Raw genomic sequence first — 20436 nt, 5'->3', positions numbered from 1 at the left:
GGGTTCGGCGCAGCCTTGCCGTAAAAAATCTGCCCATAACAATCACAATAACGGGACGCACCCCATGAAAGCTTTCACCCTGTTCGCCCTCGGTTCCTTGAGCCTTCTTCCCTTGAGCAGCCAGGCGCTGCCCTTGAATGACGACTTCGCTCTGCTGGTCGACCTGACCCTGGCCAGCGACTACCGCACCCGGGGCATTTCGCAAACCCAGAACGATCCTGCGGTGCAGGCCGGTTTGACCCTGGCGCACAGCAGCGGCCTGTACCTCGGCGCATGGAGTTCAAACGTCGATTTCGGCGGCGGTTTGAAGACCCGACAGGAAGTCGATTACTACGCCGGTTGGCTCTGGCAGGCGACCGATGCCGTCAGCCTGGACCTCGGCTATCTCAAATACGCTTACCCCAGGGAAAGTCAGTTTAACCAGGGCGAGACCTACGCAATCCTCAGTGCTTATGGCGTGAAGCTGGCGGCCTATTACTCCGCCGATGCACCGGGCATCGACAGCAAGCAGAGCTCGCTGTACAGCTACGTTGGCTATGAAACCGAGTTGCCTTACGACACCGGTCTGAAACTGCGATACGGCAACATGGATTTCAAGGACCCGCACCTGTACTCGATGTCGGGCCATGCCGAAGACTCGTACCGCGAATGGGAAGTCAAACTGTCCCACGAACTGGCCGGTGTGATGCTGGGCTTGAGTTATATCGACACTGACCTGTCGAAGAGCCAGTGCACCAGCAACTGGGGCTTCGACGATGTGTGCAGCGCCACGGTGGTCGCAAGCATCAGCAAATCCTTCTGACCCCCACAAATCCTGTAGGAGCGAGGCTTGCCCGCGAAGGCGTCGTGTCAGCCAACGTTGATGTCGTCTGGCACACCGCCTTCGCGGGCAAGCCTCGCTCCTACAGGGCTGAGAGGTAGGGCCATGGGTAGATTCCGCGCTCATGGCCGTCGCTGAAGATCAGTTGCAGGCCGTAACCTTGTTGGTTGAGTTCGATCACTCGGATGCGCTTATCGACTTTCACCGTCAGCCCCTGCAACCGAAACGCCCGGCACTGCGAACATGGGCACTGCCGGCGCAACTCAACATGATCCAGCAACTGCTCGCGCCCGTCCGGCCAGTTCAATCGCAGTTGCTGTTTACTCTGGGAATTACCAATCGCCAGCGGGTTCATAGCAGCTGGCTCAAGGCGATGCGCACGGCTTTGCGCACTTCCGGGTCACCGTCGTCCTTAGCAGCCTGCAAGGGTGCGATGGCGCCTTTATCGTTCAGTTCGCCGAGGGCCAGCGCGGCTTCCTTGCGCAGGTTGCTGATGCGGTGGCCGAGGGTCTCGATCAGCGCGTCGAGGGCCGGGACGTAACGTAAACGGCCGAGGCTGCGGGTGGCGCGCAGGCGGACTTGCCAGTAATCGTCGCTCAAGGCGTCGACCAGGGCGGCACCGGCGTCAACGTGACCGACCTTGCCCAAGGTCGTCGCGGCTTCTTCGCGCACTTGCCAGGCTTGGTCTTGCAGGGCCTGGCGCAGCGCCGGCAGCACTTGCACATCGGAGGCCAGACCGAGGGCGCCGGTGGCGGCGCGGCGGACTTCGGTATCCGGGTCGTCGCTGGCCAATTTCGCAAGGGCCGGCAAGGCATCGAGCTGTTTGAGCCAGCCAAGGACGCCGACGGCTTCGCGACGAACACCGGCGTCCTCATCGTTCAAGGCGTCTGAAGCAGCCGCGGCGGCATCGGGAAAACGCAACTCGCGCAAGGCCCTGAACGCGGCGATGCGCACGCTGATGTCGGCATGCCCGGTCCACGGCAGAATCACCCTCCCCGCAGCATCGCTCTTGAGCAGGCTGAGGCTTTGCGCGGCGGCGGCCTGCACCGCCGAGGATGGATCAGTCAGGGCCTGGCACAACGCTTCGACCACCGGCTCGTCCTCCCACGCTTCAAGCAATCGCGCGGCTTCGGCGCGGACCTCTTCGGTCGGGTCTTCTGCCAGGCGATTGACCAGCCACAGCAAACCGTCCGGCTCTTCGAGGTCGGCCAGTTCGATCAAGGCAATTCTGCGCACGCCTGGATCTTCATCGGTAAGGCGCGGTTGCAGGGCAAGAATGTCATCGTTGTCGGTTACATCGAATAGAGAGGTCATAGGGCAAATCGCGGCAGTTTGTTTTCAGGAGGAAGTCCGAGAGGGTTCAGGCGCGGTAACTGCCGACCGTCTTCGTGACGCAGTAATTCGAGGCAATGGCGTTTCAAGCGTGAGAACTCGTGGCTCGTCATCAGTTCGGTGGTGCGTGGCCGGGGGAAGTCGAGGTGCAGGTCTTCGATGATTCGACCGGGGCGCGAGCTCATGACCAGCAGGCGATCGGCGAGGAACAGCGCTTCGTCGATGTCGTGGGTGACGAACACCACGGTGGTGCGAATCCGCGTCCAGATGTCCAGCAGCAGTTCCTGCATGTTCAGCCGGGTCAGCGCATCGAGGGCACCGAAGGGTTCGTCCATCAGTAACAGACGCGGGCGATTGATCAGCACCCGGGCGATCTCAACTCGTTGTTGCATGCCGCCGGAGAGCTGGTCGGGCCAACGGTCGGCGAAGCCTTCCAGCCCCACCAGCGCGAGGATTTCATCGGCGGCCTGGTGGCGCTCGGTTTTGTCGATACCGCGCATTTTCAGGCCGAAGGCGACGTTGTCGCGCACGGTGCGCCAAGGGAACAGAGTGTGGTGTTGGAAGACCATGCCGCGCTGGGGCGATGGACCTGAAACCTGCGCGCCGTCGACTTTCAATGTTCCGGTATACGACTGCAGATGCCCGGCCAATGCGCCGAGCAAGGTCGATTTGCCGCACCCGGACGGCCCGAGGATGCAGACGAATTGCCCCGGTTCGATCTGGCAATCGAGGCCTTGCACGGCCTCGAAGGCCTGCTGGCCTTCGCCGAGGACGATGGACAGTTGGCGGATGTCGATCCGCCCTTCAGGGGTTTGCATCACGCTCATCAGGCTTTTCCTCGTGGCCGGTGCCACGGCGTGAACAGCCCGCCGAGACGTTTGATCAGCAGGCTGCTGACCATCCCGAGTACGCCGATCAGCAACATGCCGACGACGATGTCGGCGTAGTTCTGGATGGTGTAGGACTCCCAGGTGTAATAGCCGATGCCGTATTGACCGGAGATCATTTCTGCGGTCACCAGGCAGAACCACGAAGTGCCCATGCCGATGGCGAGGCCAGTGATGATGCTGGGCGCAGCGCCTGGCAGGATCACCTCCAGCAGAATCGCCCGGCGCCCTGCCCCGAGGCTTTTGGCCGAGGCAATCAGGCGTGGGTCGACGCCTTCGACGCCGTGCACGGTGTTGAGCAGGATCGGGAACAGCGCGCCGGTGAAGGTGATAAAGACCATCGACAGTTCCGAGGAGGGGAACATCAGGATGGCCAAAGGGATCCAGGCGACTGCGGGGATTGGGCGCAGGACTTCCAGGGGTGACAGCAATAAATCTTCGGCCCATTTCGAACGGCCGACGGCCAGGCCCAAAGCGATGCCGATGATCAACGCTGCCAGGTAACCGGCGAAAACCCGGCTCAGGCTGCTGCTCAAGTGTTGGGCAAGCTTGCCGGAATCGCCGAGGCCCAGTGCGGCTTCGATCACCGCCAGTGGCGTCGGGACATTGGCGAAGGTCACCAGGCCGAGGTTCCAGTGGTGGCTGGCGGCGAACTGCCAGAACAGGAGGCAGAGCAGCAGTGAGGCGGCTCTTGGGATCCAGCGTGTTATGGATCGGGACATAGATCTTCCTCTCAACCGAGTTCACTGTGGGAGCAAGCCCTCTCCCATAGGCGATCTCCGGTGAATCTGGTATTTGCATTCAACTTCGATCCCTTGTGGGAGCGAGCCTGCTCGCGATGGCGGTGGGTCAGTCGACATTGGGGTTGAATGTCAGTCCGCCATCGCGAGCAGGCTCGCTCCCACAGGGGGATTGCGGTGTTTAAGGGGTTAGCGAACGGCAACGGCCTGGGTGGTGGCATCGGTGAAGTCGAGGACTTTGCCGCCCTGAGCCGTGGCGAATTGTTGGGCCTGGCCTTTGAGCAGGAATGCGCTGAGGCGGCCCTTGGCATCGCTGGCGAACCACGCCTGATCCGCCAACAACTTGATCCCGCTGTCACTCGCCTGGGCATACACGGCGCGGATGTTTTTACCTTCCGACTTCAAACCGGCCAACGCAGTGAACGCCGACTCCGCCGACGCGTACTGCCGGACTTTCGGTTCACCCCGCACCCAGATTTCCGCGACATGGCTGAAGTCGGTGATGGCTTTACCGCTCAACGCATCCACCGCTTTGAGCGGCGTCTGCCCGTAGTTGGCCAGTTGCGCGGTGTAATCCAGGTTCGACGCCTTGAACGCGGCACGGATGTATTGGTCATCGATAAAGGTATTGAGGTCGAGACCGCGATCCGCCTTTTTCAACAGCTTGAGGGTGTCGATGGCAGTACCGACGGCCTGACGGTATTCGGGCTTCCAGCTCAGGTCGCGGGTTTGCACGCCCAGCGGGCCATGAAACAGGTAATTGACCTCGGCATCGACGCCGGTGACCTTGGCGATCAGCTCGCTGTACTTCTCCGGCTCAGCGGCCAGTAACTGGTTGGCTTCGATGCTTGCGCGCAGGTAAGCGACGACGATTTCCGGGTACTTTTTCGCGTAGCTCTGATCGACCAGTGCGCCATGAAAAGTCGGTGCGCCGGCCTGGGAACCGTCATAGATCTTGCGGGCGAAACCACGGCTGGGGAACAGTTCGGCGAACGGCACAAAGTCAGCGTGGGCGTCGATTTTTCCGGCCTGCAATGCCGAGCCGGCGACTTCCGGTGGCTGGGCGACGATGTTCACGTCTTTGAGCGGATCCCAGCCTTGCGCCGCCACGGCCCGCAACAACATGCCATGAGCCGTCGAGGCGAACGGCACGGAAATGGTCTTGCCCTTGAGCTCCGCCAATGACTGCACGCCCGACGCGCTCGGCACCACGATGCCATTGCCGCTGCCCTTGATGCTGCCCGACAGCACGCTGATGAACAGGCTGTGTTTGCCGGCGGTTTCGAACGCCACACCGTTGAACGAACCGGGGAAGTCGGCCATGGCGCCGAAGTCGAGTTTACCGGCGACCATCTCGTTGGTCAGGGGCGCGCCACTGGTGAAGTTCTTCCACTCGACTTCGTATTGGGCGTCCTTGTACTGGCCGTCGTGGGGCAGGTATTTGTCCAGCAGGCCAAGCTCGCGAATCAACAGACCGCCGGCGGCGCAGTTGATCGTGGTGTCCTGGGTGCCGATGGCAATGCGGATGGTTTCGGCCGAGGCCGACAGGGTGAATGAAGCCAGTACCAGACCGGCAAATGCGGCACGCAGCAATGTTGGCAAAGACATGGTGAATCCCCTCGAATCATTTATAGGATGTTCGTCTCCGCCACGATCAGGGCGTGGTGGGAAACGAGGGGTGTTGGGTGAATCCAGCGTCCGGTGTTTCCGGATGGCTTTGGGTTGTCTGGGCGGGCCTCATCGCTGGCAGGCCAGCTCCCACAAGGTTCTCTGCTGCCAGCGAAATCTGTGTCCCACTGCAAATCCCTGTGGGAGCTGGCCTGCCAGCGATGGCGTCCCGTCAGTCAACGCAACAGGTACGGGATTTCGACTTTCACGGCCCCGGTCGGGCAGTCCTTTTCACACGGCATGCAGTACCAGCATTCGTCAAACGCCATGTAGGCCTTTTGCGTGGCCGGGTTGATTGCCAGCAGGTCCATCGGGCAGACGTCGACGCACACGGTGCAGCCTTTGTGGGCGATGCAAAGGTCCTCGTCGACCGTGACCGGCGCGTTGGAGCGGAAGAAGATTTCCTGGGGTTGGTAGGCCATTTTTCGGTCTCTCTTTCTGTGGTGCTCAGGCAGCAAAGGCGCCGACCCGCAGTCGGTCGTAGGCCTGCATTTCTTCGGCGTCGAGCGGGATGATGTAAGGCTCGACGGCTTTCTTGAAACTGGTCATCTGGCCGTCGTCACCCTTTTTCAGATGGCAATGGCAGAACCAGTCGCTGTCGTTGCGTTGCGGATGATCGACCCGATAGTGGTAAAGCCCCCAGCGACTTTCAGCGCGAAACAAGGACGCGCGGGCGGCCATTTCGGCGCAGTCGCGGATCATGCTGACTTCCATGGCGCGCATCAGTTCGTGGGCGTTGTGGGCCTTGATCTGATCGAGATCGCGCTGGATATCGCTGAAGCGTTGCAGGCCGATTTGCATCTTCTTGGTCACTTTCGGCGGTTGCAGGTAGTCGTTCACAAAACGCCGCAGCTTGTATTCCACTTGCGCGGGCGGCAGGCCGTGTTCGCGATCCAGTGGCGCGTAGACCCTCAGTTTTTCCGTTTCGATCTGCCGGGCATCGACCGCTGAAAACTCGCGTCCGGCGACAAAATCCGCCGCGTTGGTGCCGGCAAACCAGCCATAAGTGAACGCGCCGAGCATGTAGTTGTGCGGCACGGCGGCCATGTCACCGGCCGAGTACAAGCCCTTGACCGAAGTCTCGGCCTTCTCGTTGACCCACACGCCGGACGCCGAGTGACCGCTGCAAAAACCGATTTCCGAGATGTGCATCTCGACCATCTGCGTGCGGTAGTCGGTGCCGCGATTGGCGTGGAACTGGCCGCGGCTGGGGCGTTCGTTGCTGTGCAGGATCTCTTCGATGTTCTGGATGGTTTCCTCGGCCAGGTGATCGAGTTTGAGGAACACCGGGCCGTTGCCGCTTTCGAGTTCCTGGTGGAACTCCCACATCATCTGCCCGCTCCAGTAATCACACTCGATGAAGCGCTCGCCCTTGTTGTTGGCGGTGTAGCCGCCCAACGGGCCGGTGACGTAAGCGCAGGCCGGGCCGTTGTAATCCTTGATCAACGGGTTGATCTGGAAGCATTCGAGGTTCGCCAGTTCGGCGCCAGCGTGATAGGCCATCGCGTAGCCGTCGCCGGCGTTGGTCGGGTTTTCATAGGTGCCCATCAGGTAACCGGATGACGGCAGGCCCAGACGTCCGGCCGCGCCGCAACACAGAATTACGGCTTTGGCCTTGATCACATGGAAATCGGCGGTTCGGCAGTCGAAACCCATCACGCCGTTGACCGCGCCCTCTTCGTCCGTCAGCAATCGCGTGCAAACCAGCCGATTGGTGATGCTGACCCGCGCCCGCTTCAACTGGCGGTACAACACTTTCTTGATGTCGTGCCCCTCCGGCATCGGCAGCACGTAGGCGCCCATGTGGTGGACCTTTTTCACCGCGTAGTCGCCGGTTTCGTCCTTCTCGAACTTCACGCCCCAGCGGTCCAGCTGCTCGATGGTTTCGAAGCTGTGAGTCGCGTAGGCATAGACGGCGGCCTGATTGACGATGCCGTCGTTGGCGATGGTGATTTCCTTGGTGTATTGCTCCGGTGTCGAGTGGCCGGGAATGATCGCGTTGTTCAGGCCGTCCATGCCCATGCTGATCGCACCGCTGCGCTTGACGTTGGCCTTGTCGATCAGCAACACGCGCAGATCACGGTTGCGTTCCTTGGCCTTGATCGCTGCCATCGGGCCAGCGGTGCCGCCGCCGATCACGACGATGTCGTATTCCTGTTCAAGCGTGTTTCGCGTCATGCCTGCGCCCCTTTTTGCCGGTCGATCCGCAAGCGGTACTGGAAGGCATCGCCGCGGTAGTAAAGGTGTTCGAAGTCCACGGGCAGGCCTGCGGCATCGTGGGTCAGGCGCTCGATGCGCATGATCGGCGAACCGGCTTCGACGTTCAGCGCCTGGGTCAGGTCGCTGTCGGCCAGCACGGCGTCGATGGCCAGATCGGCATGACCGAGGGCCAGGCCGCAGTCGTTTTCGAGGATCAGAAAAATGTCGCGGGTGACCAGGTCAGCCTTCTCCAGCCGTTCGCCGATGGCCTTGGGCAGGTAGGTGATTTCCAGGGAGATCGGCTCGCGGTTGATCAGCCGCACGCGCTTGATCTGCGCCACGGTCTCGCCTTCGGCCACCTGCAATCGCTCGGCAACGAGCTTGTCGGCCGGGATGAATTTGAAGCTGCGCAGGCGGTTGATCACCTCGTAGCCGCGACCGGTCATGGACTCGGCCAGGCCTTGCAGGGTGCTGACGTTCTGAAAGGTTTTCGGCTTGGCGACGAAGGTGCCCTTGCCGTGAATCTTGAAGATCAGCCCTTCCTTTTGCAGATCGCCCAGGGCCTGGCGCACGGTGATGCGGCTGACTTTAAACAGCGCGCCGAGTTCGCTTTCGGAGGGCATCTGACTGTCTTGCGGGTATTCGCCGTCGAGGATGCGGGCGCGCAGCACATCGCGCAGTTGCGTGTGCAGCGGGATGCTGCTGAGGGATAGAACGTTATCGGTCATGGCAGATCACTTGTTATAACGAGTTATGACGTGATCTTAGAGAAGCCGCGCGGGCATTGAGAAATACTGATTAAGCATAAGGTTAGATTAACCAGACAACCGCGGACTCTGTAGCAGCTGCCGAGCAGCGCGAGGCTGCGAAGCAGTCGCAAATCCTGCATGCAGGGCGCACCTGACACACCGCGTTGTCTGATTTCACGACGGCTTCGCCGCCGAACGCAGCCTCGCGCTGCTCGGCAGCTGCTACAACTGATTCGGTTTCAGCAGTGAGATTGCCTGGCTTCAGCCGCGCTTGAGGATCTGGTCCATCACCCAGTCGGTTTTCAGCGCGTGTTCGGCCATCGCCGGATGCTGCGCCTCGCCCCGGATATGCGCGTTCATGCCCAGCACGTGATGCCACTGGATGTGCTCGTGATGGTCGATGTGCAGGCTGAGATGTTCATCCGCCTCAAGCTGCACAGGGTGCTCATCGAACACCGAAAAACTGATCCGGCCCTGGCTGCCGATCAACTCGACCCGATCTTCGCGCCGGTCGGCGACGAAATTCCAGCAGCCCATGCCCAGGGCTCCCGAAGCAAACCGCCAACTGGCGCTGACGGCGTCTTCGGCGGCATACAAACCGGCCTGCCGCGCAGTGAAACCGGCGACCTCAACGATGTCCCCGAGCAAATACTGAAACAGATCGAAGCCATGACTGGCCAGGTCAGCAAAGTAGCCGCCGCCGGCAATCAGCGGGTCAGTGCGCCAATTGTTGGCGCCCCCCAGATCGTTCGGCGAAGGCGTCTTGGTCAGCGTCCAGGACAGATGCCGCACCTCGCCGATTCGCCCCTCCTCCAGCCATTGCCGCACTTGCGCGAAGCGCGGCAGCGAGCGCCGGTAATAGGAAACGAACAGGTGCAATCCAGCGTCGGCAAAGACCTTTTGCATCTCGCGGCTTTGCCCGGCATTCAGCGACATCGGTTTTTCGACGCAGCAATGTTTGCCGGCGGCGGCGACCTGCAAGCTATAGGCGTGGTGACTGTCGGGTGGTGTGGCGATGTACACCGCGTCCACCTCGGGATCATTGATCAGCGCTTGCGCGTCGGTGTAGACCCGGGCGATGCCGTGGCGGGCGGCGTAGTCGGTCACCGCGTCCAGACGCCGCCCCATCACCGCCACCAGCGCCGAACCGGGGACCTTGTAAAAGGCCGGCCCGCTCTTGCGTTCGGCGACACTGCCACAACCGATCATGCCCCAGCGCACTACGTCCATGTTCTCTCCTTGATCCTTAGCCGATGCGCAACGCGCGCAGGTCCAGATGACCGTCCTTGAGTGGCGGGCACCAGTAGTAACCGCCGGTAATCGGGCGGCTGATGCGGTACAAACCGTCGGTGATGCCGTCTTCCAGTCCGCTCATGCGTCGCAGTTGGGCTTCGAAGGCGTCGAGGGAAAAACCGAACGCGAGGAACATCAGGCCGGCGCGATCCCCTTCGATCCACGGCATCGAGCGACGGACCACGAACGCTTCGGGGGCGAAGCTTTCCTGGGCGGTGCGTTTGACGTGGGCGGAAATCGGCGCGTCATCAAGTTCTTCGTTATCGCTCAAGCGACGGCCCATGATGTTGTCCTTTTCCTGGGACGGCATCGCGTGGAAGCCTTTCAGATCATGCTGCCACTGCTGGATCGCCGCGAAGCTGCCACCGACCAGGCCATCAGCGCCCTCGCCCAACAACGCGGCGGCCACGGCGGCTTCGTCGTGCGGGTTTTCGGTACCGTCTTCGTAGCCGGTCAGGTCGTGGCCAGTCATGTGGCGGAAGGTTTCGTTCATCTGCACCAGGCGCAGGGCCGGTGCCAGCGCGGCTTCGATGGCGTTGCTGCGATTGAGCAATTCACCGCGGTCGTCGCCGTGCAGCCAGCACCAGAGCGCGTGCTGGGTCGACGGGTTGTCGACGCCAACGCCGGTCAGCGCCGGAAACGGTCGCAAGCCATCGATCTGCGCGTGCAGCGCCTTGACCAGGGATTCACCAAAGCCGACCACCGCCGATTTCCCGTCCACCCGTTGCATCAAATTGTCGAGCGCGGCCGGCAATGCTTCGGCGGATTCGAGGGCGAAGAACATATGACGGGCTTGAGGCGGAACGGGGGTGGCGAGAATGCCCGGCTGGTAGTAACTCATATGAACTCCTTGAAAAAGAGCGCGGAGTTTAACCGGGGATGAGCCTTTGTGTGCACTCCTGTAGCAGCTGCCGAGCAGCGCGAGGCTGCGTTCGGCTGCGCAGCAGTCGTAAATCCTGTGCTTACGGTTTTCCTGACACACCGCAGTGCCTGGTTTCACGACTGCTGCGCAGCCGAACGCAGCCTCGCGAAGCTAGGCAGCTGCTACGAAGGATGGTCAGCGCATGTTCGGTCAGGCGGCGGCGCAAGGTGCGGCTACTCATGTTCGGGTCGGCGGCGATCTTCTTGATGTGACTGCCCTCGGTCGTGCGGCCCCAGCAGACGCAGGTATTCGCTGAGCAGCGCCGCGCAGACGCCGCCCACCAACGCCAAACAGAGGCTAGGCTTTTCAGAGACTCGACTGTCCCGCACGGTTGTCCTCTCGCGGGTAACACCTTTTTTATTGCGATCTGGCACAGGTCAACACTAAGGTACCGACGCGGGTGGGGTTGAGGGCATTGGGGGCCAACAAGGGGGGCATCTGAGGCCATGACCGAAGGTGGCTGCACTTCCACGATCGAAAACCCTGAACCGCCGAACGATGAGATGAGTCATGACAAGCGAGGCCGAGGTCTGCTAAAACGATTCATCAGTTCATCACACAATCCAGACGGGGTAGCGACATGACCACAGCACATATCCTTGGCAACCTGTTTCCCGACTCAAGTGACATCCCGGAAAAATACCGCCTCGACGGCCAGACCGAGCAGCGTGAATACCTGGTCGACGGCGAACTGAAAACCTGGTCCGGCCCCCTCGCCCAAGTCCGCAGCCCGGTGTACCTGACCGGCAAAAATGGCGACGAACAAGTGATCCTCGGCAGCACGCCGCTGCTCGACGCAGAAACCGCATTGACCGCGCTGGACGCCGCCGTCCGCGCCTATGACCGGGGCCAGGGTCTGTGGCCGACCATGCGCGTGGCCGAACGCATCCAGCACGTCGAAACGTTTCTGGGCCACATGCGCGAACAGCGTGAGGCGGTGGTCAAGCTGCTGATGTGGGAGATCGGCAAGAACCTCAAGGACTCGGAGAAAGAGTTCGACCGCACCTGCGATTACATCGTCGACACCATCAACGCCCTCAAGGAACTCGACCGTCGCTCCAGCCGCTTCGAGCTGGAACAGGACACCCTCGGGCAGATCCGCCGCGTTCCACTGGGTGTCGCCCTGTGCATGGGCCCTTACAACTACCCGCTGAACGAAACCTTCACCACGCTGATTCCGGCGCTGATCATGGGCAACACCGTGGTGTTCAAACCGGCCAAGCTGGGTGTGCTGTTGATACGGCCGCTGCTGGAAGCCTTCCGCGACAGTTTCCCGGCCGGGGTGATCAACGTGATCTACGGCAGCGGACGCGAGACCGTCAGTGCACTGATGGCCAGCGGCAAGATCGATATCTTTGCGTTTATCGGCACCAACAAAGCCGCCAGCGACCTGAAAAAACTCCACCCCAAACCTCACCGTTTGCGCGCAGCACTGGGCCTGGATGCGAAGAACCCGGGCATTGTGTTGCCGGAAGTCGATCTGGACAACGCGGTGAACGAAGCGGTAACCGGCTCGCTGTCGTTCAACGGTCAGCGTTGCACCGCCCTGAAAATCCTTTTCGTCCATGAAGACGTGGTCGAGTCGTTCATCGAGAAATTCAACGCCAAACTGGCCACTCTGAAACCGGGTATGCCATGGGAAAGCGGAGTAGCGCTGACCCCACTGCCGGAAGCGAGCAAGGTCGATTACCTGCACTCGCTGGTCGCGGACGCGGTCAGCAAAGGCGCCAAGGTCGTCAATCCAAATGGCGGTGAATCGCGAGCGTCGTTCTTCTACCCGGCGGTGCTGTTCCCGGTGACGCCGCAGATGCGCGTCTACCAGGAAGAACAATTCGGCCCGGTGGTGCCGATCGTGCCTTACAAGCATCTCGACACGGTGATTGACTACGTCCTGGAATCGGACTTCGGCCAGCAATTGAGTATCTTCGGCACCAACCCGGTTGCGGTCGGTCGACTGGTGGACACCTTTGCCAACCAGGTCGGCCGGATCAACCTTAACGCCCAGTGCCAACGCGGGCCTGACACCTATCCGTTCAATGGCCGCAAGAACTCCGCCGAAGGCACATTGTCGGTGCATGATGCGCTGCGGGTGTTTTCGATCAGGACGCTGGTGGCGACCAAGTTCCAGGAATCCAACAAGGAACTCATCAGCGAGATCATCAGCGGACGCAGTTCGAGTTTCCTGACCACCGATTACATCTTCTGAGGACACCGAGCCTGAACACGTTCAGAGCCCATCGACTGCCACCGCTGCTGCGCCGGTTACTGCGTCCGTTGCTGGACCCGTATCGGCGCTATCGCCACGCCAAGCTGATCCACGCGGTCCGCGTGTCGCTCGGCTTGCTGGCATCGATCATGCTGACCACCGGCATCAACCTGCCCCACGGTGAGTGGGCGTCGGTGACGATGCTGGTGGTGATCGGCGGTTTGCAGCACCACGGCAACATCGGCAAAAAAGCCGCGGAGCGCGCCATCGGTACGTTGATCGGCGCCGCTATCGGCCTGCTGCTGGTGGCGCAACAGGCCTGGCTCGGGATGCCTTGGCTGACCTATTTTGTGATGTCGGTGGTGTGCGGGTTTTTCTCGTATCACGCCATCGGCAAGGGCGGTTACACCGCTCTGCTGGCGGGGATCACGGTGTTTATTGTCGCCGGGCATGGCGACAACCCGATCTCCGACGGGCTGTGGCGCGCTGTGGACATTCTGATTGGCGTGGCCCTGGCCCTGGCCTTTTCTTTCGCCCTGCCGTCGTATGCGGTTTTTTCCTGGCGCTATAACCTGGCCAACTCGCTGCGCGATTGCGCGACGATTTACGGACGCATCATCGATGGTCAGTCCGTCTCCGATGACGAACACCTGAAGCTGATGAATCGCCTGAACGCGGCGATGGTGCAATTGCGCTCGCTGATGCCGTCGGTGTCCAAGGAAGTGAAGATTTCCATGACCGAACTCGATGCGATTCAGCGTCATTTGCGCATGTGCGTCAGCACCCTGGAGATCCTTGGCAACACCCGGCCGGATGCAAAGGATCGCGACGCCGTGGCGCATCTGCGGTCGAGTTTTAAAGCCGAGCACCGGCAGATTCGTGTGCAGCTGATCGGCATGGCCCGGGCGCTGAAAACCAGCGCAGCGCAGCGGCTCAGTCGCCCCATCGATTTGCCGGTTGATTCAAGTCTTGAAGCACCGGCCTACAACCCGTTGGGCTATCAATTGTTGATACGCCAGTTCGCTTCGAACATCGACGAGATGCGCCAGCGACTGGCGAAGACCGCGCCGCGCTGGAACATCTAACGCACGCTTATTGAGTCACTGCCCGACGAGACTTCAAGCCCCAGCCCTGCTGCATGCCTGCGGCGGCCAGCAGAATCGCGGCAACGCCGATCCACTGCAGCGGCTCCAGGCGATGACCGAAGGCAAACCAGTCAACGAAAATCGCCGCAATCGGGTAGATGAACGACAGCGTACCGGTCAATGTCGTCGGCAGTTTTTGAATCGCGCCGTACAGCAGCACATACATCACGCCGGTGTGGACGATGCCCAGCGTCACCAGGCTGGCCCAGGCGCTGGGTGCTTGCGGCAACGCCGAAAAGTGCGCAAAAGGTGCGAGCAACAGCACCCCGGTGCTGACCTGGACCAGGGCAATCAAATGCGGTGGCGTGCCGGTCAGGTGTTTGATGATCAATGCTGCAATCGCGTAGAGAAACGCAGCCCCCAAGGCCAGACCGATTCCCATCAGGTAATCGTTGCCCCCTGCGCCCTGCTCGCCATGAGCGCTGACAATGGCCAGCATCCCGAGAAACGAAATACCCAGCCAGAACAGCTTTTGCAGGGTGATTTTCTCGCCCAGAAACAGCGCCGCCAACCCGACTAGCATGAACGGTTGAACGTTATAAACCGCCGTGCCAATGGCAATCGAGGCACGGGAGTAAGAGGCGAACAACAGCACCCAGTTGCCGACAATTGCAACCCCGCTGAGCACCGCCAGCAGGAAGGTGGTGCGGGTCAGAATGCCCGGGCGCAGGAAGCCGAATGCCGCGCAGATCAACAACAGCGTGCCCGCGCCGAACACGCACCGCCAGAACACCACGTCCAGCACGGGCTGCCCGGACACCAGCACGAACCAACCGATGGTCCCGGAAATCAGCATGGCGGCGGTCATTTCGAATGAACCGCGACGTATGTTTTTGTCCATCATCAGACTCCTGTGATTGAGGCCAAATTATGACAATCCGTCCAAGGGCATCTCCAGCGCAAAAAGCAGGCTAAACTCGGCTTCTGCCTTTTTTATCAAGGCGTATTCTGTCAACTGCCTAACAGGGGATTTGCCATGACCGACGACATCGACCAAGTGCTCATCACCGCATTAATGGACGACTCACGCCGCTCGCTCAAGGCATTGGCGCAGATCAGCGGCCTGTCCTCCCCCAGCGTTGCCGAACGCCTGCGCCGACTCGAAGAGCGTGGCGTGCTCAAGGGCTACACCGTCGAAATCGACCCCAAGTGCTTCGGTTATCAACTCCAGGCCATCGTGCGGATCCGCCCGTTGCCGGGCCAGTTGCAGGAAGTCGAACGGCAGATTCAGGCCATCCCTGAATTCACCGAGTGCGACAAAGTCACCGGCGATGACTGCTTCATCGCCCGGCTGCATGTGCGCTCGATGGAGCAACTGGACACCCTGCTTGATCGCCTAAACACCCACGCCGAAACCAACACCGCCATCGTCAAGAAGACTCCGGTCAAACGCCGCTTGCCACCGATGGCGTGAGTGCGATTTAGATTCGAAACGCGTAAATTGACTGTTTTCCGGCGAAGGATTGGCGGTATGAAATTTCAGGTGATTTTACTCGCGGTGGTTATGCTGGCGGGTTGCGGCACGGTTCAAACAGTTGTGCGCGGTGATGAAGTGGCGGCGAAGAGTCTCAAGGATCAGAAAAGCTACTGCGGTGCGGTTCCCCGAATCTACAGCGGCGTGACCTATGATTTCTGCATGCTCAATGCGCCCCTGGAAAAAGGACGGGATGCGCAGGTGCATGACAATGCTCCGGCCATTGTGCTGATCGACGTGGTTCTGTCCGGCGCGCTCGATACCTTGCTCCTGCCCTATACCCTCTACCGTCAGCAGGCCGATGGCAGCATTCTTGTTGACTGACCCCGAATTTCAGTCAATAAAAAACCCGCCTAGGCGGGTTTTTTACTTAAAGCCTGCGATCAATCATCGCGACTCATGATGCCGAACAGCTGCAACAAGCTGACGAACAGGTTGTAGATCGATACATACAGGCTGATGGTCGCCATGATGTAGTTACGCTCGCCGCCGTGAATGATGGCGCTGGTCTGGAACAGAATGCAGACCGAGGAGAACAGCACGAAACCTGCGCTGATCGCCAGTTGCAGGCCGCTGATCTGAAAGAAGAAGCTCGCCAGCGTCGCACCCAGCAGCACGAAGAAGCCTGCTGTGATGAAACCACCGAGGAAACTCATGTCCTTGCGGGTAATCAGCACGTAAGCCGACAAACCACCGAACACCAGCGCGGTCATTGCGAAAGCCGAACTGACGACTTCAGCACCGCCCTGCATGCCCAGGTAGCGGTTGAGGATCGGGCCGAGCAGAAAACCCATGAAACCAGTCAGGGCAAATGCCGACACCAGGCCCCAGGCCGAGTCACGGAGCTTGTTGGTGAGGAAGAAAAGCCCGTAGAAGCCGATCAGCACCACGAAAATATTCGGGTAGCCAACACGCATCTGCTGAGCAACGAACGCCATCACGCCGCTGAATGCGAGGGTGAGAGCGAGCAAGCCGTATGTGTTGCGCAGGACGCGGCTAACCTCTAGCTGCTCAGCCTGCACGCTGTTATTAACTGCGTAATCCTGTTCGCGCATGGCGACACTCCTGTTGGTTTGAAACGTTCAGTCGCAAAGATCATAACAGACGCTCTGTAACAAGCCATGCAGAGAGTTTGACAGTGTGTTTCATTCAGGTATTATGGCGCCCGCAACGCAAACGGAGGTGTGGCCGAGTGGTTTAAGGCAACGGTCTTGAAAACCGTCGACTGTAACAGGTCCATGAGTTCGAATCCCATCGCCTCCGCCATATTTGTACCGATAGAGCCCTGATTATTCAGGGCTTTTTCGTTTCTGGCTTTTGATGAAACGCCTACAGCCCATACTGCAGCCCTTGAGGTGTAAGTTTGGCCAGATGTCGGAGGTTAAGAATGCACGAGGGCTCCCTTGCGCTTGGCAAGATAAGTAACGGTAAGCCAGCCAGAAGCCAACGCCAGCAGCAACGCACACGTCGACAGAATCCCGCCTACCCAATTGGGTGCGGCATAACCGACCCCTTGGGCGATCACCCAACCGCTCAGCCAGGCGCCGATCGCGTTGCCTAGATTGAACAACCCGATGTTCACGGATGCGGCCAGGTTGGGCGCACCGGCAGCACACGCCTTGTCCATCACCAGGCGCTGAATCGGCGACACACTGGCAAAGCCAAAACCGGCCATCAGAAACACGCACAAGGCTGACGCAACGCGGCTTTCCACGACGATGAAAAACGCGAACAGTACCAACGCCTGTCCCGCCAAGGTCACGTACAACAAGGGCATCAAGGCGCGGTCGGCGCGCGCCAGGACACTATCTGTCCCAGCCAGGTGCCGGCTGGCGTGCCGATCAGATTCGCCAGCGTCAGACCGCGGAACATGAAGGCAATGGCGCTGATGCGGCGGTTAGGTGCCACCAACTCTTAAGCGAGGATCGAGCCGATGCCGATGAAGGCGCCGTGAGTCAGCGAAGTGACGACTCAACCGGTCAGGGCCCAGGCAAATGTCGGAGCGAGCGCGGTCAATAAATTGCCCACGATGAATGCTGGTACAGACACTGCGCGACGTGGAGGCCCGGGGCTTGGTCACGCGGTACGTTCACACCGTCGTGCCGCCCAAAGTGGAATACGAACTCACGCCCCAGGGTAAAACCTTCGCCGAAGCCGTTGAAATGCTCTCTCGCTGGGGGGAGGAACATCAGCAAGCACTGGACGACCTTGAAGCGAACTTGGCCGGTGCTCAGGTAAACCTCGACCCTTCGTTGGAAGAAAGTTGAAAGGCCGCCTTCTCATCAGGGTGGAAGGCAGCCCGGCAGATTTATTCCGACGCGTCCTGGCTGAACTGGATACCGGCATTGCCGCCGGTTTGGATGAACAGATCGACGAAGCCGGGGACGGTCTCGCTGCGGTTCCAATCGCGCTGAAGCTCGCAGAACAGGCCCATGGTGGAGATTAGCTTGCCGCCCGCTTGTTCGATGCGGCGCAATGCCGCTTCGTGTCCGGCTCCCGAAGTAGCGCCGGACGCGTCGACAATCGCGTAAACCTCATAACCGGCGGCAAGGGCGTCTAGTGCAGGAAACAGTAAGCAGGCATCCGACCATAGCCCAGCCATGATCAGCTTCTTGCGACCGGTCTGCTTGACCGCTTGAACAAATTCGACATCTTCCCAGCTGTTGATATTGATGTCCCTGGAGCCTGATATCCAGCGCATTGTGCTCCTCGACGGCCCGTCGGTGCTTGGCGAGACGCGGTTCGCAGGTGTCGCCTTCTGAGCGCACTACTCTTATGGAAGTCGGAGGGGATTATGGAGCGCTTACCATCCAACACCCCTCCCCTGAAAACGGCCGTGTCAATTTTCAGAAAAGGCCTAGTGATGAGGGTTTCATCTTCAAGGCTCAACCGGCAGAACCAGCGATAAGCCAAGCTCAAATGGGCCTTTTCGCACAACCGCCGTTCTGAGCAAATACCGTAGCAATAGCCCACGATCAGCATACGAATCAGCAGTTCAGGATCAATCGGGCTGTAGACATCGGTGAGGTGAAGGCGCAACTGGCTCAGATCGAGACACTGATCAATGCTGCGCAGAAGGGCAAGGAGCAATCAATAGTTGGCGCAAACCCAGCAGGCACTCCGTACCAATCTCCGGATACTTATTTCGAGACAAAACAAAACCCCTACCTGCATACGCAGATAGGGGTTTCGGAATTTAATCTTGACGATGACCTACTCTCACATGGGGAAACCCCACACTACCATCGGCGATGCATCGTTTCACTGCTGAGTTCGGGATGGGATCAGGTGGTTCCAATGCTCTATGGTCGTCAAGAAATTCGGTAGCCAGGTCGTTCTCCTTACGGATTACGCTCCAGCGAATGGGTATGTGATAGATCTCGGTGTTTTGTGAGTTTTTCGAACTTTCGGTTCGTTTCGTCTTCACACACCGCAATCTGGTGCTCTTTCGCTTTTCAGCTCAAAGCTTGCAAATTGCTTGGGTGTTATATGGTCAAGCCTCACGGGCAATTAGTATTGGTTAGCTCAACGCCTCACAGCGCTTACACACCCAACCTATCAACGTCGTAGTCTTCGACGGCCCTTCAGGGGACTCAAGGTCCCAGTGAGATCTCATCTTGAGGCTAGTTTCCCGCTTAGATGCTTTCAGCGGTTATCTATTCCGAACATAGCTACCCGGCAATGCCACTGGCGTGACAACCGGAACACCAGAGGTTCGTCCACTCCGGTCCTCTCGTACTAGGAGCAGCCCCTCTCAAATCTCAAACGTCCACGGCAGATAGGGACCGAACTGTCTCACGACGTTCTAAACCCAGCTCGCGTACCACTTTAAATGGCGAACAGCCATACCCTTGGGACCGGCTTCAGCCCCAGGATGTGATGAGCCGACATCGAGGTGCCAAACACCGCCGTCGATATGAACTCTTGGGCGGTATCAGCCTGTTATCCCCGGAGTACCTTTTATCCGTTGAGCGATGGCCCTTCCATACAGAACCACCGGATCACTAAGACCTACTTTCGTACCTGCTCGACGTGTCTGTCTCGCAGTCAAGCGCGCTTTTGCCTTTATACTCTACGACCGATTTCCGACCGGTCTGAGCGCACCTTCGTACTCCTCCGTTACTCTTTAGGAGGAGACCGCCCCAGTCAAACTACCCACCATACACTGTCCTCGATCCGGATAACGGACCTGAGTTAGAACCTCAAAGTTGCCAGGGTGGTATTTCAAGGTTGGCTCCACGCGAACTGGCGTCCACGCTTCAAAGCCTCCCACCTATCCTACACAAGCAAATTCAAAGTCCAGTGCAAAGCTATAGTAAAGGTTCACGGGGTCTTTCCGTCTAGCCGCGGATACACTGCATCTTCACAGCGATTTCAATTTCACTGAGTCTCGGGTGGAGACAGCGCCGCCATCGTTACGCCATTCGTGCAGGTCGGAACTTACCCGACAAGGAATTTCGCTACCTTAGGACCGTTATAGTTACGGCCGCCGTTTACCGGGGCTTCGATCAAGAGCTTCGCGTTAGCTAACCCCATCAATTAACCTTCCGGCACCGGGCAGGCGTCACACCCTATACGTCCACTTTCGTGTTTGCAGAGTGCTGTGTTTTTAATAAACAGTCGCAGCGGCCTGGTATCTTCGACCGGCATGAGCTTACGGAGCAAGTCCTTCACCCTCACCGGCGCACCTTCTCCCGAAGTTACGGTGCCATTTTGCCTAGTTCCTTCACCCGAGTTCTCTCAAGCGCCTTGGTATTCTCTACCCAACCACCTGTGTCGGTTTGGGGTACGGTTCCTGGTTACCTGAAGCTTAGAAGCTTTTCTTGGAAGCATGGCATCAACCACTTCGTGTTCTAAAAGAACACTCGTCATCAGCTCTCGGCCTTAGAATCCCGGATTTACCTAAGATTCCAGCCTACCACCTTAAACTTGGACAACCAACGCCAAGCTGGCCTAGCCTTCTCCGTCCCTCCATCGCAATAACCAGAAGTACAGGAATAT

Annotated in this window: 20 protein-coding genes, 1 tRNA gene, 2 rRNA genes and 2 pseudogenes (1 of these 25 only partly in view); 8 read left to right on the top strand and 17 right to left on the bottom strand. The window is 59.5% G+C overall.

What is annotated here, in order from left to right; all coding sequences use genetic code 11:
* Window positions 1–64: 64 nt before the first annotated feature.
* On the top strand, window positions 65–802 hold the full coding sequence (locus ACA068_RS13820; RefSeq protein ID WP_497310319.1) for a TorF family putative porin: 738 nt from the start codon (window positions 65–67) through the stop codon (window positions 800–802).
* 100 nt (window positions 803–902) lie between these two features.
* On the opposite strand, the gene ACA068_RS13815 is transcribed toward ACA068_RS13820, so the two are convergent.
* The 10 genes from ACA068_RS13815 to ACA068_RS13770 all read right to left on the bottom strand — a co-directional run bounded on the left by ACA068_RS13815 (window position 903) and on the right by ACA068_RS13770 (window position 10529).
* The gene (locus tag ACA068_RS13815; protein WP_497310318.1) at window positions 903–1175 is read right to left on the bottom strand and encodes a DUF971 domain-containing protein; all 273 of its coding nucleotides are present in this window, start codon (window positions 1173–1175) and stop codon (window positions 903–905) included.
* On the bottom strand, window positions 1172–2134 hold the full coding sequence (locus ACA068_RS13810) for a HEAT repeat domain-containing protein (RefSeq protein ID WP_497310317.1): 963 nt from the start codon (window positions 2132–2134) through the stop codon (window positions 1172–1174). Before ACA068_RS13810 ends, ACA068_RS13815 begins: the two co-directional genes overlap by 4 nt.
* Window positions 2131–2979 carry an ABC transporter ATP-binding protein gene (locus ACA068_RS13805; protein WP_497310316.1) on the bottom strand — a complete coding sequence of 283 codons (849 nt, stop codon included), beginning with the start codon at window positions 2977–2979 and terminating at the stop codon, window positions 2131–2133. The genes ACA068_RS13810 and ACA068_RS13805 overlap by 4 nt, the downstream gene beginning before the upstream one ends.
* Window positions 2979–3761: an ABC transporter permease gene (locus tag ACA068_RS13800; RefSeq protein ID WP_497310315.1), complete on the bottom strand. Its 783-nt coding sequence runs from the start codon at window positions 3759–3761 to the stop codon at window positions 2979–2981. The genes ACA068_RS13805 and ACA068_RS13800 overlap by 1 nt, the downstream gene beginning before the upstream one ends.
* Window positions 3762–3968: 207 nt before the next feature.
* Window positions 3969–5387: an ABC transporter substrate-binding protein gene (locus ACA068_RS13795; RefSeq protein WP_497310314.1), complete on the bottom strand. Its 1419-nt coding sequence runs from the start codon at window positions 5385–5387 to the stop codon at window positions 3969–3971.
* 236 nt (window positions 5388–5623) lie between these two features.
* The gene (locus ACA068_RS13790; protein ID WP_007946457.1) at window positions 5624–5869 is read right to left on the bottom strand and encodes a 4Fe-4S dicluster domain-containing protein; all 246 of its coding nucleotides are present in this window, start codon (window positions 5867–5869) and stop codon (window positions 5624–5626) included.
* A 25-nt stretch (window positions 5870–5894) separates the two neighbouring features.
* Window positions 5895–7625: a fumarate reductase/succinate dehydrogenase flavoprotein subunit gene (locus tag ACA068_RS13785; protein ID WP_497310313.1), complete on the bottom strand. Its 1731-nt coding sequence runs from the start codon at window positions 7623–7625 to the stop codon at window positions 5895–5897.
* The gene (locus ACA068_RS13780) at window positions 7622–8374 is read right to left on the bottom strand and encodes a GntR family transcriptional regulator (RefSeq protein WP_497310312.1); all 753 of its coding nucleotides are present in this window, start codon (window positions 8372–8374) and stop codon (window positions 7622–7624) included. Before ACA068_RS13780 ends, ACA068_RS13785 begins: the two co-directional genes overlap by 4 nt.
* Window positions 8375–8656: 282 nt before the next feature.
* Window positions 8657–9625, bottom strand: a complete 969-nt coding sequence (locus ACA068_RS13775; protein ID WP_497310311.1) for a Gfo/Idh/MocA family protein — start codon at window positions 9623–9625, stop codon at window positions 8657–8659.
* 16 nt (window positions 9626–9641) lie between these two features.
* Window positions 9642–10529, bottom strand: coding sequence for a Dyp-type peroxidase (locus tag ACA068_RS13770; protein ID WP_497310310.1), 888 nt, complete (start codon window positions 10527–10529; stop codon window positions 9642–9644).
* A 661-nt stretch (window positions 10530–11190) separates the two neighbouring features.
* On the opposite strand from ACA068_RS13770, the gene ACA068_RS13765 reads away from it, so the two are divergent.
* Both ACA068_RS13765 and ACA068_RS13760 read left to right on the top strand, forming a co-directional pair.
* Entirely contained in the window at window positions 11191–12816 is a 1626-nt protein-coding gene (locus ACA068_RS13765) for an NADP-dependent glyceraldehyde-3-phosphate dehydrogenase (protein ID WP_497310309.1), read from the top strand.
* 68 nt (window positions 12817–12884) lie between these two features.
* Window positions 12885–13901: an FUSC family protein gene (locus ACA068_RS13760; RefSeq protein WP_497310308.1), complete on the top strand. Its 1017-nt coding sequence runs from the start codon at window positions 12885–12887 to the stop codon at window positions 13899–13901.
* A gap of 7 nt (window positions 13902–13908) precedes the next feature.
* Here the strand turns inward: ACA068_RS13760 and ACA068_RS13755 are convergent, their stop codons facing one another.
* Complete coding sequence (locus tag ACA068_RS13755) at window positions 13909–14802, bottom strand: DMT family transporter (RefSeq protein ID WP_497310307.1); 894 nt, start codon at window positions 14800–14802, stop codon at window positions 13909–13911.
* A gap of 135 nt (window positions 14803–14937) precedes the next feature.
* Here ACA068_RS13755 and ACA068_RS13750 point away from each other — a divergent pair, with 135 nt between their 5' ends.
* Both ACA068_RS13750 and ACA068_RS13745 read left to right on the top strand, forming a co-directional pair.
* Complete coding sequence (locus ACA068_RS13750) at window positions 14938–15375, top strand: Lrp/AsnC family transcriptional regulator (RefSeq protein WP_010461024.1); 438 nt, start codon at window positions 14938–14940, stop codon at window positions 15373–15375.
* A gap of 57 nt (window positions 15376–15432) precedes the next feature.
* Entirely contained in the window at window positions 15433–15759 is a 327-nt protein-coding gene (locus ACA068_RS13745; protein ID WP_497310306.1) for a YceK/YidQ family lipoprotein, read from the top strand.
* A gap of 59 nt (window positions 15760–15818) precedes the next feature.
* On the opposite strand, the gene ACA068_RS13740 is transcribed toward ACA068_RS13745, so the two are convergent.
* Window positions 15819–16490 (bottom strand): Bax inhibitor-1/YccA family protein, encoded by a 672-nt coding sequence (locus tag ACA068_RS13740; protein WP_008006561.1) that lies wholly within the window; start codon window positions 16488–16490, stop codon window positions 15819–15821.
* A gap of 123 nt (window positions 16491–16613) precedes the next feature.
* On the opposite strand from ACA068_RS13740, the gene ACA068_RS13735 reads away from it, so the two are divergent.
* Window positions 16614–16701: transfer RNA gene (locus ACA068_RS13735), tRNA-Ser, on the top strand.
* A 115-nt stretch (window positions 16702–16816) separates the two neighbouring features.
* Here ACA068_RS13735 and ACA068_RS13730 read toward each other — a convergent pair.
* Window positions 16817–17212 carry a hypothetical protein gene (locus tag ACA068_RS13730; protein WP_497310305.1) on the bottom strand — a complete coding sequence of 132 codons (396 nt, stop codon included), beginning with the start codon at window positions 17210–17212 and terminating at the stop codon, window positions 16817–16819.
* 256 nt (window positions 17213–17468) lie between these two features.
* Between ACA068_RS13730 and ACA068_RS13725 the strand changes: the two genes are divergently transcribed.
* Window positions 17469–17702 carry a winged helix-turn-helix transcriptional regulator gene (locus tag ACA068_RS13725; protein ID WP_497310304.1) on the top strand — a complete coding sequence of 78 codons (234 nt, stop codon included), beginning with the start codon at window positions 17469–17471 and terminating at the stop codon, window positions 17700–17702.
* A gap of 41 nt (window positions 17703–17743) precedes the next feature.
* Here the strand turns inward: ACA068_RS13725 and ACA068_RS13720 are convergent.
* Window positions 17744–18106, bottom strand: a pseudogene (locus tag ACA068_RS13720) (isochorismatase family protein); the annotation flags it as partial.
* 1 nt (window position 18107) lies between these two features.
* Here ACA068_RS13720 and ACA068_RS13715 point away from each other — a divergent pair.
* The gene (locus ACA068_RS13715) at window positions 18108–18197 is read left to right on the top strand and encodes a TetR family C-terminal domain-containing protein (protein ID WP_497310303.1); all 90 of its coding nucleotides are present in this window, start codon (window positions 18108–18110) and stop codon (window positions 18195–18197) included.
* Window positions 18198–18306: 109 nt separating this feature from the next.
* Here ACA068_RS13715 and ACA068_RS13710 read toward each other — a convergent pair.
* The 3 genes and pseudogenes from ACA068_RS13710 to ACA068_RS13700 form a co-directional block, all read right to left on the bottom strand.
* A pseudogene (locus ACA068_RS13710) lies at window positions 18307–18513 on the bottom strand (transposase); the annotation flags it as partial.
* Window positions 18514–18635: 122 nt separating this feature from the next.
* Window positions 18636–18751 (bottom strand): 5S ribosomal RNA (rrf, locus tag ACA068_RS13705).
* Window positions 18752–18924: 173 nt separating this feature from the next.
* Window positions 18925–20436, bottom strand: a 23S ribosomal RNA gene (locus ACA068_RS13700); it runs 1380 nt beyond the window's last position.

This window comes from Pseudomonas sp. LBUM1660 (genome assembly GCF_059695935.1).
The sequence above is the reverse complement of the archived record's forward strand: the minus strand, read 5'-3'. Positions and strand labels throughout refer to the sequence as shown.

What these genes read in the sequence shown, in the direction of transcription:
- ACA068_RS13820 (WP_497310319.1), top strand. Translation starts at nt 65, where the DNA reads ATGAAAGCTTTCACCCTGTTCGCCCTCGGTTCCTTGAGCCTTCTTCCC.
- ACA068_RS13815 (WP_497310318.1), bottom strand. Translation starts at nt 1,175, where the DNA reads ATGAACCCGCTGGCGATTGGTAATTCCCAGAGTAAACAGCAACTGCGA.
- ACA068_RS13810 (WP_497310317.1), bottom strand. Translation starts at nt 2,134, where the DNA reads ATGACCTCTCTATTCGATGTAACCGACAACGATGACATTCTTGCCCTG.
- ACA068_RS13805 (WP_497310316.1), bottom strand. Translation starts at nt 2,979, where the DNA reads ATGAGCGTGATGCAAACCCCTGAAGGGCGGATCGACATCCGCCAACTG.
- ACA068_RS13800 (WP_497310315.1), bottom strand. Translation starts at nt 3,761, where the DNA reads ATGTCCCGATCCATAACACGCTGGATCCCAAGAGCCGCCTCACTGCTG.
- ACA068_RS13795 (WP_497310314.1), bottom strand. Translation starts at nt 5,387, where the DNA reads ATGTCTTTGCCAACATTGCTGCGTGCCGCATTTGCCGGTCTGGTACTG.
- ACA068_RS13790 (WP_007946457.1), bottom strand. Translation starts at nt 5,869, where the DNA reads ATGGCCTACCAACCCCAGGAAATCTTCTTCCGCTCCAACGCGCCGGTC.
- ACA068_RS13785 (WP_497310313.1), bottom strand. Translation starts at nt 7,625, where the DNA reads ATGACGCGAAACACGCTTGAACAGGAATACGACATCGTCGTGATCGGC.
- ACA068_RS13780 (WP_497310312.1), bottom strand. Translation starts at nt 8,374, where the DNA reads ATGACCGATAACGTTCTATCCCTCAGCAGCATCCCGCTGCACACGCAA.
- ACA068_RS13775 (WP_497310311.1), bottom strand. Translation starts at nt 9,625, where the DNA reads ATGGACGTAGTGCGCTGGGGCATGATCGGTTGTGGCAGTGTCGCCGAA.
- ACA068_RS13770 (WP_497310310.1), bottom strand. Translation starts at nt 10,529, where the DNA reads ATGAGTTACTACCAGCCGGGCATTCTCGCCACCCCCGTTCCGCCTCAA.
- ACA068_RS13765 (WP_497310309.1), top strand. Translation starts at nt 11,191, where the DNA reads ATGACCACAGCACATATCCTTGGCAACCTGTTTCCCGACTCAAGTGAC.
- ACA068_RS13755 (WP_497310307.1), bottom strand. Translation starts at nt 14,802, where the DNA reads ATGGACAAAAACATACGTCGCGGTTCATTCGAAATGACCGCCGCCATG.
- ACA068_RS13750 (WP_010461024.1), top strand. Translation starts at nt 14,938, where the DNA reads ATGACCGACGACATCGACCAAGTGCTCATCACCGCATTAATGGACGAC.
- ACA068_RS13745 (WP_497310306.1), top strand. Translation starts at nt 15,433, where the DNA reads ATGAAATTTCAGGTGATTTTACTCGCGGTGGTTATGCTGGCGGGTTGC.
- ACA068_RS13740 (WP_008006561.1), bottom strand. Translation starts at nt 16,490, where the DNA reads ATGCGCGAACAGGATTACGCAGTTAATAACAGCGTGCAGGCTGAGCAG.
- ACA068_RS13730 (WP_497310305.1), bottom strand. Translation starts at nt 17,212, where the DNA reads ATGCCCTTGTTGTACGTGACCTTGGCGGGACAGGCGTTGGTACTGTTC.
- ACA068_RS13725 (WP_497310304.1), top strand. Translation starts at nt 17,469, where the DNA reads ATGCTGGTACAGACACTGCGCGACGTGGAGGCCCGGGGCTTGGTCACG.
- ACA068_RS13715 (WP_497310303.1), top strand. Translation starts at nt 18,108, where the DNA reads ATGTCCCTGGAGCCTGATATCCAGCGCATTGTGCTCCTCGACGGCCCG.